Annotated in this window: 13 protein-coding genes; 4 read left to right on the forward strand and 9 right to left on the reverse strand. The window is 69.2% G+C overall.

What is annotated here, in order from left to right; genetic code table 11:
- Positions 1-46: 46 nt before the first annotated feature.
- The 7 genes from ACFXHA_RS27420 to ACFXHA_RS27450 form a co-directional block, all read right to left on the reverse strand.
- The gene (locus tag ACFXHA_RS27420; protein ID WP_379362290.1) at positions 47-1,357 is read right to left on the reverse strand and encodes an RsmB/NOP family class I SAM-dependent RNA methyltransferase; all 1,311 of its coding nucleotides are present in this window, start codon (positions 1,355-1,357) and stop codon (positions 47-49) included.
- Positions 1,358-2,202: 845 nt separating this feature from the next.
- Positions 2,203-3,126, reverse strand: a complete 924-nt coding sequence (fmt, locus tag ACFXHA_RS27425; RefSeq protein WP_379361636.1) for a methionyl-tRNA formyltransferase — start codon at positions 3,124-3,126, stop codon at positions 2,203-2,205.
- 1 nt (position 3,127) lies between these two features.
- The gene (def, locus tag ACFXHA_RS27430; protein ID WP_379361638.1) at positions 3,128-3,685 is read right to left on the reverse strand and encodes a peptide deformylase; all 558 of its coding nucleotides are present in this window, start codon (positions 3,683-3,685) and stop codon (positions 3,128-3,130) included.
- Between the two features lie 58 nt (positions 3,686-3,743).
- The gene (locus ACFXHA_RS27435) at positions 3,744-4,748 is read right to left on the reverse strand and encodes an esterase/lipase family protein (RefSeq protein ID WP_379361640.1); all 1,005 of its coding nucleotides are present in this window, start codon (positions 4,746-4,748) and stop codon (positions 3,744-3,746) included.
- Positions 4,749-4,843: 95 nt separating this feature from the next.
- Entirely contained in the window at positions 4,844-5,866 is a 1,023-nt protein-coding gene (locus ACFXHA_RS27440) for an esterase/lipase family protein (protein ID WP_379361642.1), read from the reverse strand.
- Between the two features lie 93 nt (positions 5,867-5,959).
- Positions 5,960-6,604, reverse strand: coding sequence for a PadR family transcriptional regulator (locus tag ACFXHA_RS27445; RefSeq protein WP_379362291.1), 645 nt, complete (start codon positions 6,602-6,604; stop codon positions 5,960-5,962).
- Between the two features lie 196 nt (positions 6,605-6,800).
- Positions 6,801-7,490 carry an HAD family hydrolase gene (locus tag ACFXHA_RS27450; RefSeq protein WP_379361644.1) on the reverse strand — a complete coding sequence of 230 codons (690 nt, stop codon included), beginning with the start codon at positions 7,488-7,490 and terminating at the stop codon, positions 6,801-6,803.
- 89 nt (positions 7,491-7,579) lie between these two features.
- Between ACFXHA_RS27450 and ACFXHA_RS27455 the strand changes: the two genes are divergently transcribed.
- Entirely contained in the window at positions 7,580-8,377 is a 798-nt protein-coding gene (locus tag ACFXHA_RS27455; RefSeq protein ID WP_379361646.1) for an ABC transporter ATP-binding protein, read from the forward strand.
- Between the two features lie 20 nt (positions 8,378-8,397).
- Here ACFXHA_RS27455 and ACFXHA_RS27460 read toward each other — a convergent pair whose 3' ends face one another.
- Complete coding sequence (locus tag ACFXHA_RS27460; protein WP_379361648.1) at positions 8,398-8,991, reverse strand: TetR/AcrR family transcriptional regulator; 594 nt, start codon at positions 8,989-8,991, stop codon at positions 8,398-8,400.
- Positions 8,992-9,070: 79 nt separating this feature from the next.
- Here ACFXHA_RS27460 and ACFXHA_RS27465 point away from each other — a divergent pair, with 79 nt between their 5' ends.
- The 3 genes from ACFXHA_RS27465 to ACFXHA_RS27475 all read left to right on the forward strand — a co-directional run bounded on the left by ACFXHA_RS27465 (position 9,071) and on the right by ACFXHA_RS27475 (position 10,835).
- The gene (locus tag ACFXHA_RS27465) at positions 9,071-9,916 is read left to right on the forward strand and encodes an SDR family oxidoreductase (RefSeq protein ID WP_379361649.1); all 846 of its coding nucleotides are present in this window, start codon (positions 9,071-9,073) and stop codon (positions 9,914-9,916) included.
- Between the two features lie 81 nt (positions 9,917-9,997).
- Positions 9,998-10,387: a hypothetical protein gene (locus ACFXHA_RS27470; protein WP_379361651.1), complete on the forward strand. Its 390-nt coding sequence runs from the start codon at positions 9,998-10,000 to the stop codon at positions 10,385-10,387.
- 10 nt (positions 10,388-10,397) lie between these two features.
- Positions 10,398-10,835, forward strand: coding sequence for a MarR family winged helix-turn-helix transcriptional regulator (locus ACFXHA_RS27475; protein WP_379361653.1), 438 nt, complete (start codon positions 10,398-10,400; stop codon positions 10,833-10,835).
- Positions 10,836-10,901: 66 nt separating this feature from the next.
- Here ACFXHA_RS27475 and ACFXHA_RS27480 read toward each other — a convergent pair whose 3' ends face one another.
- Entirely contained in the window at positions 10,902-13,496 is a 2,595-nt protein-coding gene (locus ACFXHA_RS27480) for a primosomal protein N' (RefSeq protein WP_379362292.1), read from the reverse strand.
- Positions 13,497-13,535: the final 39 nt, after the last annotated feature.

The raw sequence follows: 13,535 nt of genomic DNA on the forward strand, positions 1-13,535 counted from the left end.
GCGCAGGACTGCGCTGGGCCGCCGGGCTCGCGGAATGCCTGTGCGGCTATACCGGTTTGCGCAACGCCGCCAGGAACATGGCGTCGGTGCCGTGGCGGTGGGGCCACAGCTGGGCGCCGGGGCCGTCGCCGAGTTCCGGGACGCCCGGGAGCAATTCGCGGGTGTCGAGTTGTTCGACGTCGGTGCGGCGGACGAAATCGGATACCACCGAGACTGTCTCCGGTAGGTGCGGGGAGCAGGTGGAGTAGATCACTACGCCACCCGGGCGGACCAGATCCCAGGCGGCCGTGAGCAGTTCGCGCTGCAAGGCGACCAGTTCCCGGACGTCGGAGGGCTGACGACGCCAGCGGGCCTCCGGGCGGCGGCGCAGTGCGCCCAAGCCGGTGCAGGGGGCGTCGACCAGGATGCGGTCGAAACCCGGCTCCAGGCCGCTGTCGCGGCCGTCGGCGACGTGGATGTCGACCGGCATGCCACGGGTGGTCTGGCGGACCAGTTCCGCGCGATGCTCGGCGGGTTCGACCGCATCGACACGGAATCCGTCGATATCGGCGATCGCGGCCAGCAGCGCGGTCTTGCCGCCCGGACCGGCGCACAGATCCAGCCAGCGGCCGCCGTCGGGACCTTCCAGCGGGGCCTTCGTGACGGCCAGGGCCACCAGCTGACTGCCCTCGTCCTGCACCGCGGCCATGCCTTCACGGACCGGCTCCAGCTTGCCCGGGTCACCGCCGTCGAGGTACACCGCATACGGCGACCAGCGGCCTTCGTCACCACCGGTGATCAAGGCCAGTTCCTCGGCGGTGATCTCGCCCGGACGCGCCACCAGGTGCACGAGCGGGCGGGCGTCGTCGGCCTCGAGCACGTCGCGGAGCTCCCCGGCCCGCGCCCCGAGTGCGTCCGCGAACGCCTGCGCGATCCACACCGGATGCGCGTACTCGAAGGCCAAGTGCCCCAGCGGATCCGACGGCGCGAGCCGCTGCACCCACTCCTCCGGCGTGCGCTCGGCGACCCGGCGCAGCACCGCGTTCACGAACCCGGCCCGCCCCTGCCCGTACTCCACGCGCGCCAGCGCCACCGACGTGTCGACGGCGGCGTGCGCCCCGATCCGAGTCCGCAACAGCTGATAGGTGCCCAGCCGCAACGCATCCAGCAGCGGCCCGTCGATCTCCTCGACGCTGCGACCGGCGCAATCGGCGATCACCGCATCCAGCAACCCCAGCGATCGTGAAGCCCCATAAGCCAATTCGGTCGCCAGCGCCGCATCCCGCCCACTGATCTTCCGCTCCCGCAACAACCCCGGCAACACCAGATTCGCGTAAGCATCCCGCTCCCGCACCGCCCGCAGCACATCCCGCGCCACGATCCGCACCGGATCGGCCCCCGCCTTCTCCGCCCGCCGCGCCGCCGCAGTACTCGGATCCTCCCGCGACTCACCCGCCGCCTTCGACCGCGAATCCCCGCGCGCCCCACCCCGATCGGACGAGCGGTTGCCCGCCCCACCCCGACCACCGGCCGAGCGCTGCCCGCCGGAGCCGGAGTCCCCACGCGAACCCGCAGCACCGCGACGCTCCGTGCCGCTGCCGCGGGTACCTGCGCCTTCACCGCGCCTGTCATCGAAGCCACGACCGGCACCCGACCCACCGCGACCATTGCGGTTGTCCCCGGATCCGCCCGCGCGGCCACCATCGCGCTCGCGTCGATCATCCGACCCCGAGTTACGTTGTCCCGCAGCGAATCCGCCACGCCCATCGTCTTCGCGGCGGTCGGCCGGCCGACCGCTACGCGGCCGATCCCAGCCACCGGTGCGCCCATCCCCGGGCGCACGGTCACGACCACCGCTGCCACCGGTCGAGCGATTCGAACCGGATTCGCGGGCGCCGCCCGAGAATCCGGCGCGCCCGGTGTCGTCGCGGCGGGTCCAGCCGCCGTTGCGGTCGCCGCCGGTGGACCGGTTCGAGCCTGAATTGCGGTCTGTGCCGTTGGAACCGCCGCGGCGGTCGTCGTTGCGGTCCGGGCGAGCATTGCGGTCGCCGCCCGCGCGGCCCGAAACCGATCGCGCCGAACCCGATTCGCGTCGGTCGCCGCCGGACGAACCACTGCCGCGTCGGGCGTTGCCCGAGTCGGCGGCCGGAGGGGCGGAGCGGCGGAAGCCGCGGCGTGGGGGCGTGTCGCCGGTGCCCGAGTCGTTCGGGCCTTCGGGGCGGGTCACTCGACCACCGCGCCCGGCTCGAGGCGCGCGCCGCGGGCCCAGTCGAGGGCGGGCATCATGCGCTTGCCCTGGGGTTGGACCTCGGTCAGGCGCACCGCCGTGGTGGCGGTGCCGACGTAGACGCCCGACTTGCGGACGTCGATGGTGCGGGGTGGGAGGTCCTCCTCCACCAGGTCGACGCGGCCGAGTTTGAGGCGTTTGCCGTCGATCTCGGTCCAGGCGCCCGGGGCCGGGGTGACCGCGCGGATGCGGCGGCCGATGGCGAGGGCGGGTTGATCGAAGCGGATGTGACCGGCGTCGGCATCGACCTTGGGGGCGTAGGAGATTCCGTCGAGCGACTGCGGAACCGCTTGCACGCTGCCGTCCTCCACGCCTTCGAGGGTCGATTCCAGCAGGTGCGCGCCGGCTTCGGCGAGCCGCTCCAACAGGGTGCCCGCGGTGTCGGTGACGTTGATCTTCTCGGTCATGGTGCCGAAGACCGGACCGGTATCCAGGCCCTTCTCGATGCGGAAGGTGGAGGCGCCGGTGTATTCGTCCCCGGCCAGCAATGCCGCCTGCACGGGCGCCGCGCCACGCCAGGCGGGCAGCAGCGAGAAGTGCAGGTTGATCCAGCCGTGCACCGGGATGTCGAGGACAGGTTCGGGCAGCAGCGCACCGTAGGCGACCACCGGGCAGCAGTCCGGCGCCAGCGCGGTGAGCTGCTCGATGAATTCGGGTTCGGACAGCCGCTTGGGCGTGAACACGGGGATGCCGTGCTCATCGGCCAGTCGCCCGATCGGCGAGCGGGTGACCTTGCGGCCACGTCCCGCCACCGCGTCCGGCCGGGTCACCACCCCGACCACCTCATGCCTGGTGGAGGCCAGCAGCCGCCGCAGCGACGGCACCGCCGGCTCGGGGGTTCCCGCGAAGACCAGACGCATATCAGCGGCTCCGTTCCCGGCTGCGTCCGCCACCGATTTCGGAGGCGGGCAGCACAGTGATTCCAGTTGTGAACCAAGATGATTCGCGAATCGTACGCATGGCTTCCTTGCGCGAAGCCGACTCGAGGCGCTGCAGGAACAGCACCCCGTCGAGATGGTCGGTCTCGTGCTGCACGCAGCGCGCCAGCAGCCCTTCGGCCCGGAACTCGACCGGCTTGCCGTCCACGTCCACGCCGCGCGCGAGCACCGCATACGGCCGGGTGACGTCGAAACGCACGCCCGGGATCGACAGGCAGCCTTCGGGCCCGACCTGGGTCTCCTCACCGATCACCTCGAAGACGGGGTTGATCAGGTGCCCCTGCGCGTCGCCGGTGTCGTAGACGAAAACCCGTAGCCCGACCCCGATCTGCGGTGCCGCCATCCCGACACCACCGCTCTCGTACATGGTGTCGATGAGGTCGTTCACCAGCTGGCGCACCTCCCGATCGAATGTCTCGACCTCCGCCGCGCGGGCGCGCAGGACGGGATCGCCGAACAGGCGGACAGGCTGGATGGTCACGGGCAGCTCCGATAGCTCACGATTGCGGGTCGTCTCATTTTACGGACGTCGCGGCGTGCTACTGCGCCGATCCCGAACCTGCGCGTAGTGTCTCGCCGATCCCGGTGCCCAGGGCGACCGGAACGCACACCGGTGCGACGGCATTCGCCGGGTCCAGGGTGTTGAGCACCAGTTGCTGTACATAAGGGTCGTAGACCATATGGAAATGCCCGGTCAGGTTGACGCGACAGGAATCCTGCAGGATCAGATTGGTCGCGCCGGGCCCCCGTAACTTCTGATTCTCGAAGGGCTGGATGATGCCGTCGACCCAACTGCCGATGGTGGTGTATCGCACACCGGGCACGGTGTCGCCCCCGGCGTTCAGGTCGTTCATGAACGGCGATCCCTGCGCCTGCTGCACCGCCGCGGGCGAGGAGGCCAGCTCGGCCAGGTCGAAGATGAACGGATGCTCCTCGGCCACCGGCACCAGCCCGTAGAGGATGCCGCCGTAGCTGGGTGAGGCGACGCCGATCCACTGCCCGACCTTGGGCGCGCCCCCGAGCTTGTTGACGTAGTAGCGAGTCACGTTGGCGCCCTGCGAGAATCCCACCAGTTCGACCCGGTCGGCACCGGTCGCGGCGAGCACCCGGTCGACGAAATCACCGATCTGCCCGGCGCTGACGTAGATGTCCTGGGTACCGAAAGAGGTACTGCTGCCGGGCTTACCGCCGTAATTGGGCGCGAACACACAGAATCCCGCGTCCACCAGCTGCGGCCCGATGACCGACCAGTCGGCGTAGGCGGTGGCGTCGGTGCCGTGCGCCAGGATCACCGGGCGCGGGTGCGCGGCCGTGGGCCTGCACCCGAAATCGTTGACGCCCACGGGAACCGCGTCGGGATGGTCCTGCAGGAAGCGGGCCGCGCCCAGATGGTCGAGCTGCGGCGGCCCCGGATCATCCGGGACCGCCATGACCGATGCCGGGTCGGAGGCGGCGGCGTCCCCCACGGGAATCACCGCCGCACCCACGACCGCCGACCAGACTGCCAGCGCGATCGATCCCATCCGTCGACATGTGCGGTCCATGCCTCGATCCTGCCTTGAAAATCCGCTCGAAAACGCAGGTAGAGCGGCGTTTCATCGACCACTTCGAGTTTCCGGCAGGGCCGCGGTCACAATCGTCAGGAATGTGCCGCGAGCACCACGTCGCTGATCCCGGTGCCCAGCGCGACCGGTACGCACGCCGGTGCCACGGCGTGTGCGGGATCGAGCAGATTGACCACCAACCGCTGCACGTACGGGTCGTAGACCATATTGAAATGCCCGGTCATGTCCTCGGCGCAGAGGTTCTGCAGCACGATGTTGGTCGCGCCCGCGCCCCGCAGCGCGATATTGGTGTTGGGTTGGATCATCTCGTCCACGCGGCTGCCGACGGTCGTGTACGTCACGCCCGGCACGGTGTCACCGCCCGCATTGAGGTCCTTGATGAAGGGTGCGCCCGCCGCCTGCTGTACCGCCGCGAGCGAGGAACCCATCTCGACGAGTTTGTAGATGCCCGGCACCGCGTCGGCGATCGGCACGAGTCCGTACATGACGCCGCCGTAGCTGGGTGAGGCCAGCCCGATCCACTGCCCGACCTTGGGTGCTCCCCCGAGCTTGTTGATCCAGTAGCGGGTCACGCTCGCGCCCTGGGAGAAACCGACCATATCCACCTGGCCGGCCCCGGTGGCGGCGAGCACCTGATCGACGAAAGTGCCGATCTGGGCGGAGCTCTCGTACACGTCCTCGGTGCCGTAGGTGTCCTTGCCGGCCGCGCCGCCGTAGTCGAGCGCGAACACGCAGATCCCGGCCTGCGCCAGCAGCGGGCCGATGCCCGACCAGTCGGAGTAGGCCGAGGAGTCGGTGCCGTGCGCCAGCACCACCGGGTGCGGATGGTCGGCGGACGGTTTGCAGCCGAAGTCGTTGGCGCCCTGGGGCGCCGAGTCCGGATGCTCCTTGAGATAGCGGGCCGCCGCCAAATGTCCCGTCTGGGGCGGCCCCTGTTGCGTCGGTACCTTCAATACCGAGGTCACGGCCGGTGCGGCCGAGGCGATCGTCCCCGTCGGTGTGGCGGCCGTACCGATCACGGCGGCCGCCAGCGCCATTACCCCCGCCGGTGCGACGCGGCGCATGAATCCGCGCGTCCGGCTCCTCTGTTGTCCCATGTCACAAGAATCCATGGGGCGCTGTTGTCCCATGTCACGATAGTGACTGGTTTTCGGTCGAAAGTCCCAGCGGGGGCCGGTGATTCGGAGCCATTACTTTTCGGGTGTGTCATCCTCGGCGAGGATCCGGTACAAAGACCGGCGCGCCTCGGTGAGCACCTCGGCCGCCTTGGCCGCCTGCTCGGGGTTGCCGACGGCGGCGACCTGTGCGACCGCGCCCATCAGCTGACCGACCAGACCGCGCAGATCGAGCGCCTGATCGCCGACGCCGTCCTTGACGTCCTGCCACGGATCGCCCAGTTCGGTCTTGTTGGCCTCGACGTATTCGACACCGGATTCGGTGAGCTTGGCCGTCTTTCGACCCGCCACCTTCTCGATGATGACCAGGCCCTCGTCCTCGAGCTGCGCGAGCGCGGGGTAGATGGACCCCGGGCTGGGCCGCCAGACGTCCTGGCTCTTCTCACGGATCTGCTGGATCAGCTCGTAGCCGTGCATGGGCCGTTCCTGCAGCAGCAGGAGTACCGCGGCCCGCACGTCACCGCGCCGGCCGCGTCCACCTCGGCCACGTCCGCGACCGAAGCCACCGGGGCCGAAACCGCCGGGACCGAAGCCACCCGGGCCGAAGCCGGGACCGAAGTCCGGGCCGAAGCCGCCACGGCCGTGACCGTGCCGCTGCGGGCCGAAATCGCCACGCCCGCCGAATTCACCACGCGGACCGCGAGGTCCACCACGTCGCATCCGCGGATGTTCGGGGCCCTGCTGCTCTTCCGCGCGCAGTCGCCGCCAGGGGCCGCGGCCCCGTTCTGTGTTGTCCATGTGTTCCATGGTCGTGCCTCCTTCAAGGCTCGTCGTTGTTCTTGCTGCTATCAACGATATATCGGCAGTCTATCTACGACAAGGGTGAGGCGGGACACAAACCATGCGGTTTGGACTTTTAGCTGGTCAAGAGCCCGTGCGCACGCACGGCATCCCACAGCCCGGACGGCCGATCGGCCGTCGGCAGCGGATCCACCAGGGAGAAGGCGCAGCCCAGCACTCGCGCGCCGCCGTCGGCCTCGTCGCTGTCGCCGACCATGAGGGCATTGCCGGGAGCCGCACCCAGGTGGTCGAGGGCCGATTTGAAGATGCGGATATCGGGCTTGATCGCGCCGACTTCGAACGACAACGCGTAATCGTCGATATATCGGCCCCAGCCGCGATCGACGAAGGCCGGGCGGATGTCGAAGGCGATATTGCTGACGATGCCGATACGCAGCCCGGCCTCGTGCAGTGCGCGCAGGACGTCGCCGGTGTCCGGGTAGGGCGTCCAGCCGTCGGGATCGAGCAGCAATTCGTAGACCTGCAATGCCTGGGCGTGCGGAACGCCCGTCTTCTCCAACACTTCCAGATATGCCCGCCGGTGCAGGGCAGGGTCGAGATCCCGGTTCTCCCAGGCGTATTGACCCTCGGCATCGAACTGCACGATCTGCCCGACCGGTGCGGTCAGCCGCCGCATGATCTCGGCGATCTCGTGGGTGTCGAGTGGACGGCCGTCGGTGTCGGTGAGCCGCGCGTCATGGAACGCGGCCTCCTCGAACCGGAAAACCGTGCCGGAGAAATCGAACAGCACCGCGTCGATCGCCATGTCCGCCACCCTACACAGGCGGTCACGTCGCGATCCGTGCAGTGAAAATCACTCCTCAACTTGTCTGAGGACTTTGCTACGGTGGACCGATGACGGATCAGGTGCTGAACGTGGACAATGTGACGGTGGTGCGCAGCGGAAACGCTATCCTGCAAGAGGTTTCGCTGACCGTCCACGCCGGTGAGCATTGGGCGCTGCTCGGCCCCAACGGCGCGGGCAAGACCACCCTGCTGCGCATGCTCGGGGCTTTCGAGCATCCGACCCGGGGCAGCGTCGAGGTGCTGGGCCATCGGCTGGGCCGGGTCGATATGCGCGCCCTGCGCGCGGGCATCGGGCACGTCGATCCGCGCCACTCCCCCAGTGATCCGATGACCGTGCGGCAGGTGGTCCTCACCGGCGCGACCAATACCGCGGCGCTCATCCCCCGCTGGCGGCCGACTCCGGCACAACTGGCGGACGCGGACCGCCTGATCGACCTGCTGGGCCTCACGCACCGTCGTGACGCCGACTGGGAGATCCTGTCGCAGGGTCAGCGCGGCCGCACCCTTATCGCCCGCGCGCTCATGCCCAATCCGCGGCTGCTGCTGCTCGACGAGCCGGCCACCGGTCTGGATCTGGCCGGGCGCGAACAACTTCTGGAGAGTATCGATCTACTCCAGCGCACCCATCCGAACCTCGCCTCGGTGCTGGTCACCCACCATCTCGAGGATCTTCCACCCGGCACCAGCCACGCCATGCTGTTGCGCGCAGCCCGCGCCATCGCCTCCGGCCCGGTCGACGACGTCATCACGACCTCGAACATCAGCACCTGCTTCGACCATCCGGTCCGGATCCTGCGTGACGAGGGCCGCTGGAGCGTCAGACCCGCTCAGCGCCAGCTGAACTGACCCGCCCGCCCCGCGGCCGGTCAGGTCGCGGGGACGAGGGAGTCGATCCAGCGTTCCAGGCGCGCACCCTCGGCCGCCATCATGGCCGGGTCGCGAAAGGTGTTGGTGAGCAGGGAGATTCCCTGATACGCGGCCAGCAGGGCGACCGCCAGTTCGCGGGAGTCGTTGCGGCCCATGGCCGCGAACTGGGCATCGATCCAGTCCAGCAGGCCGCGCATGACGTCGGCGAGTTCCCGGTCGAGGCCGTCGGCGCGCTTGTCGAGTTCGGTGGCGAGAGTGCCTGACGGGCAACCGAATTGGGAGGCCAGCTCACGCTGGTCGACCCAGCCGCGGACCAGTGCCTTCAAACGCGCGGCGGGGGCGTCGAACTGCTCGAGGGCCGCGATGATGTCCTGCGCGGTGCGCGCGTGCGCGCCGATCGCGGCCTGGACCAGCTGATCCTTGGTCTTGAAGTAGTAGTACACATTGCCGACGGGAACCTCGGCCGCGCGCGCGATGTCGGCGATGGTCGTCTTCTCCACGCCTTGTTCGTGGAAGACCTTGGCCGCCGCGTCCGCGAGTCGTTCCCGCTTGCCTGCCGCCGGAGCCGCGGCCCGACCCACTGAGTTAGTCATACGACTCACTATAGACAACCACGGGTGACGTGCTCTACTGTTCGTGTTAGTCAGCCAACTAACTCAGGGAGTGAACGAAATGATCGTGGTAACCGGAGCAACCGGAAACATCGGCAGCGTCCTGGTCCGTCAGCTCGCCGCGGCGGGCGAGAAGGTCGTCGCGGTATCGCGCGGCGAGAAGCCGGTGGATCTGCCGGCCGGTGTCGAGCACCGCCGGGCCGATCTCGGCGACCTGGACAGCCTCACCGAGGCGGCGGCGGGCGCGAGCGCCCTGTTCCTGCTCATCACCGGCCCCCAGCTGGTCGAAGGCCCGGCGGCGACACAGGTGCTGAAAGCCATTGCGGCGGCGGGTGTCCGGCGCGTGGTGTTCGTGTCCTCCCAGGGCGCGGTGACCCGCCCCGACAGCGACGGGTACGCCCGCACCCTCGAATTCGAACGGGCACTCGCGGCTTCGGATCTGGAGTGGACGGCGCTGCGGCCGGGCGGCTTCTTCAGCAATACCTTCGCCTGGATCGAGCCGGTGCGGACCGGGCAGATGATTCCCGCCCCGTTCGCGAATGTGGCACTGCCGCAGGTGGATCCGGCCGATATCGCGGCCGTGGCCGCGGCGGCCCTCACCCAGGAGGGGCACCACGGACAGGCCTACACGATCACCGGCCCGGAAGCGGTGACGCCACGGCAGCAGGCGGCCGCCCTGGAAGCAGCCCTCGGCGAGCCGATCCGGTTCGTGGAGCTCACCCGCGACGAGGCGCGGACCAACATGCTGCGCTTCATGCCGGAGTCCGTCGCGGACCACACCCTCGACATCATCGGCACACCGACGCCGGAGGAGCAGCTGGTCAGCGGCGATGTCGAGCGGGTGCTGGGCCGGCGGGCGACGTCGTACGCGGAGTGGGCGGATCGGGTCGCGCCCGCCTTCCGCTGAAATCGGCCATTGAAGTTTTCGTGTGCATACGCATATCGTACGCATATGCACACTAAATCTTTTTCCGAAGGAACCATCCTGATGCCGTGGAATCCGGGTCCGAACCACCAACTTTCGGGCCCGGTGTTCGTCAGCGTCACCGACTTCCTGGCCCGGTCACAGGAGGAGTGGGTCGAGATCTACCAGGCCGGAGACGAATTGGCGCAGGCGTGGCCGATCATGCAGGGCGCGGTGGGACTGTGGTTGTGGGGCAGGCCGAGCGAACTGCGCGGCGGCTCGGTCTCGGTGTGGCAGGCGGAGGCCGATATGCGGCGCTTCGTGCGGTGGCCGAAACACACCGCGATCGTGCGGGCGTGGCGGACCCGGGTCGGCATCGGCGTCGACTCCTGGCAGGCCGAATCCTTCGACGCCGACGCGATTCTGACCCGCGCGGGCGACACGATCGAGAGACCACACCGGCACGCCGCCTAATCTTGTCCGCATGACAGACCGTCCCGACCTGGCAGCAATGATCGTCCCCCTGGGCCGCAACCTGATGGCGGCCGAACAGCCGGTGCTGGCCGCGCACGGCCTCACCATGTGGGCGTACGTCGTGCTGCTGCGTCTGGACGAGACCATCACGCGGGGGCAGGGCGTGCTGGCCCAGGAGATCGGGGCCGACAAGACCCGCATCATCGTCGTCCTCGACGACCTCCAGGACCGCGGCCTCATCGAACGCCGCCCCGACCCCGCCGACCGCCGCGCCCGCCTCCTCGCCCTCACCCCCGAGGGTCGCGCAGTCCGCGACGCGGCGCAAGCCGAAATCCAGTCCCAGGAGGACCGCCTCCTAGCGAAACTCCCCGCCGCCGACCGCCGCGGCTTCCTCAACGCCCTCCTCACCCTCGCCGCCCTCCCCCGCAACGAAATCACCGGCGAGTAACCGAGGTCCGGAGTACTCAGCGCGGGAAATCGGGCGAAAATCCGCACTGAGTACTCCGGACCTCTGTCAGCCGATGTCGACGGGATCGATCTGCACGCGCAGGGGGGCGTCGGAGCGGTGGGTGCTGCGGACGGCCTGCGCGGCGGTGAGGGCGCGGGAGAGGGCGGGACCGGCGGCGCGGTCGGCGCGCAGGATCATGCGCTCCACCTCGGCGGGAGAATCACCGGAGGAGAACGGCTTTCGAGCGCCGGGCGGCAATGGCACCGGGCCCAGCACCTCGACACTCTCGGGAAGTTTTGCCTCACCGAGCAATTCGGCGATCGACTCCGTGGTGCCGTCAATCGCCGCGAATCGGACAGCAGGCGGGAAACGCACCTCGATGCGCTGCTCCAGCTCGAATCCGGCGTGCCACACCGGATCCCAGCGCACCAACGCCTGCACGGTGGGCAGACCGGCATCAGCCATGACGATCACACGACCGCCCGGCCGCACCAGCGCGGCCGCGGACATCCAGCGACGCAATGTATCCTCGGCTGCCCGCAGATCGGCGCGCCCGAGCAGTGCCCACCCGTCCAGCAGCATGGCGACCGCGTAACCGCCCGGCACCGGGGGCTCCGCACCAATCGTCGACACCACGACCTGCGCGCCCTCGGGCACCGTGTTCAGGATCGACGCCCCACCTGAACCCCGCACGGGCACACCGGGAAACGCGCGCCCCAACTCCTCGGCCGTCCGCGAAGCACCGATCACAACGGCCCGCAGCGCGCGGGATCCACACGCCCCGCAGCGAAACGCCGCCTCGGTAATTCCACACCAACGGCAGGCCGGACTCTGCGCTTCCGCGACACCCTCACGCCCACTGCGCAAAACGCCACGTGACGCAGGAGCACTGTCCGGCAGCGCCAACGGACCATTGCAATGTCGACACCGCGCGGGCGTCCGACACTTGGCACACGACAGCGCCGGAATGTATCCCCGACGCGGCACCTGAACCAGCACCGGCCCACCATCTTTGAGCGCCTTACGCGCCTCCATGAACGCGACCGCCGGAATGCGAATGGCCTGCGCGATCGGATCGCGCTCCAGCGCGGCATCCGTATCACCGGGCGCGGTAATCCGCGGCATGACCTGCCGCAACACCGCCCGATCCGCGAGTAGGTCATGCGCCCACCCCGATTCGACGATCGCCTGCACCTCGGCCGTCCGAGAGAACCCGCCCGCCACGAACGCCGCCCCGGTCTCATGCGCCCGCAACATCGCCACTTCCCGCGCATGCGGATACGGCGATCTTGGTTCCGCGAACGTGTCGTCGCCGTCATCCCAAATGGCGATCAACCCAAGGTCTTTCACCGGAGAGAACACCGCACTCCGCGTCCCGATGACCACCTTCGCCTGCCCCCGCAACACCGACAACCACCGCCGATACCGAGCCGACGGCCCCAACCCAGCCGCCAACCCCACCGCCGACTCCCCGATCAGCGCAACACATTCCACCAGCACCCGATCCAAATCCCGCTGATCCGGCACCATGATCACCACCCCGCGCCCACCCCGCACGGTCACCGCCGCCAACTCCGCCAACCGCTTGGCCCACTCTTCCCCCGGCAACGCCTGCCACCCAGCCCTGGGCCCCCGCCCCGCCTCGAGCGCACCCAAGAACGAATGCCCATGCAGATACCGCCCCCACCCAGGGAATTCGGCGGCCAACGACGCCGCACCGGCGGGATTCCCCGCGGACGCTGCCGCCGCTGTCGCCGGACCTGTCGGCAAGCCCGCCACGTCACCAGCCGACCCAGCGCCCGAGTCCGACTCAGCGCCCGAGGCCGGGCCCGCGCCCACGGCAGTGTCCGGAGCCACGGCAGGGTCAGCAGTCATATCCCGCGCTGAGTCGCCACCCTCGTTCTCAGAACCCTGTTGCGGCAACGCAACTCCACCTGAACCCTCGGGAACGCCCCCGGCTGCGTCGCTTGCCGCAGTCACCTCGGTCTCGCTGCGGCTGCCGTCACCGTGATCCTGGTCATCGACCGCGTACTCACCTGATTGCGGCGCGCCCTCCGAGGTCACCGCTTCGACAGACGTCGGGGCGGGGTCCTGACTCACGCCCTGCTCGTCACCCGAGTCAGGCGGCGCGGCCGCCGCCCGGCCTTCCGGAACAGGTTCGGCGGCGGGCTCTTTCGCTCCGCCGCCGGGGCTGTCGGCACCCGTCTCACCCTGCGGTGTGGTGGGCAGGTCGACGTCCGTGAGGTCGAGGTCGACCCGATCGTCCACGAGTGCAGCGGCTTTGGTCTTTTTCGAGGTGCGCTTGGGTTTTTCGGGTTTGTCGATGCCTTCAGTTTCGACCTTGGCGTGGCGGGGTGGGATGGCCAGGCGGAGGACGTCGGCTCGGGTCCCGGCATAGCGGGAGGCGACGGCGGCGACGAGTTTCAGGATCTCGGGGGTAAGGACTCGTTCACCGGAGACAACTCGTTCGAGGCGGACGAGTTTGCCTGTGTGATCGGATCGTTCGAGACGTTCGAGGAGGTATCCGTCGATGAGGCGGCCGGAGAAGCGGACTCGGACCCGGACGCCGGGCTGGGCGAGTTCGTCGAGCTCGGGCGGGACGAGGTAGTCGAAATCGCGGTCCAGGTGGGCGGGTTCGAGCAGCGGGAGGACGCGCGCGATGGGGCGCGCGACGCCAACGACGGCGGGAGCGTCGGGCTC

Source organism: Nocardia sp. NPDC059240, from assembly GCF_042753865.1.
In the GTDB taxonomy this organism is placed as follows: domain Bacteria; phylum Actinomycetota; class Actinomycetes; order Mycobacteriales; family Mycobacteriaceae; genus Nocardia.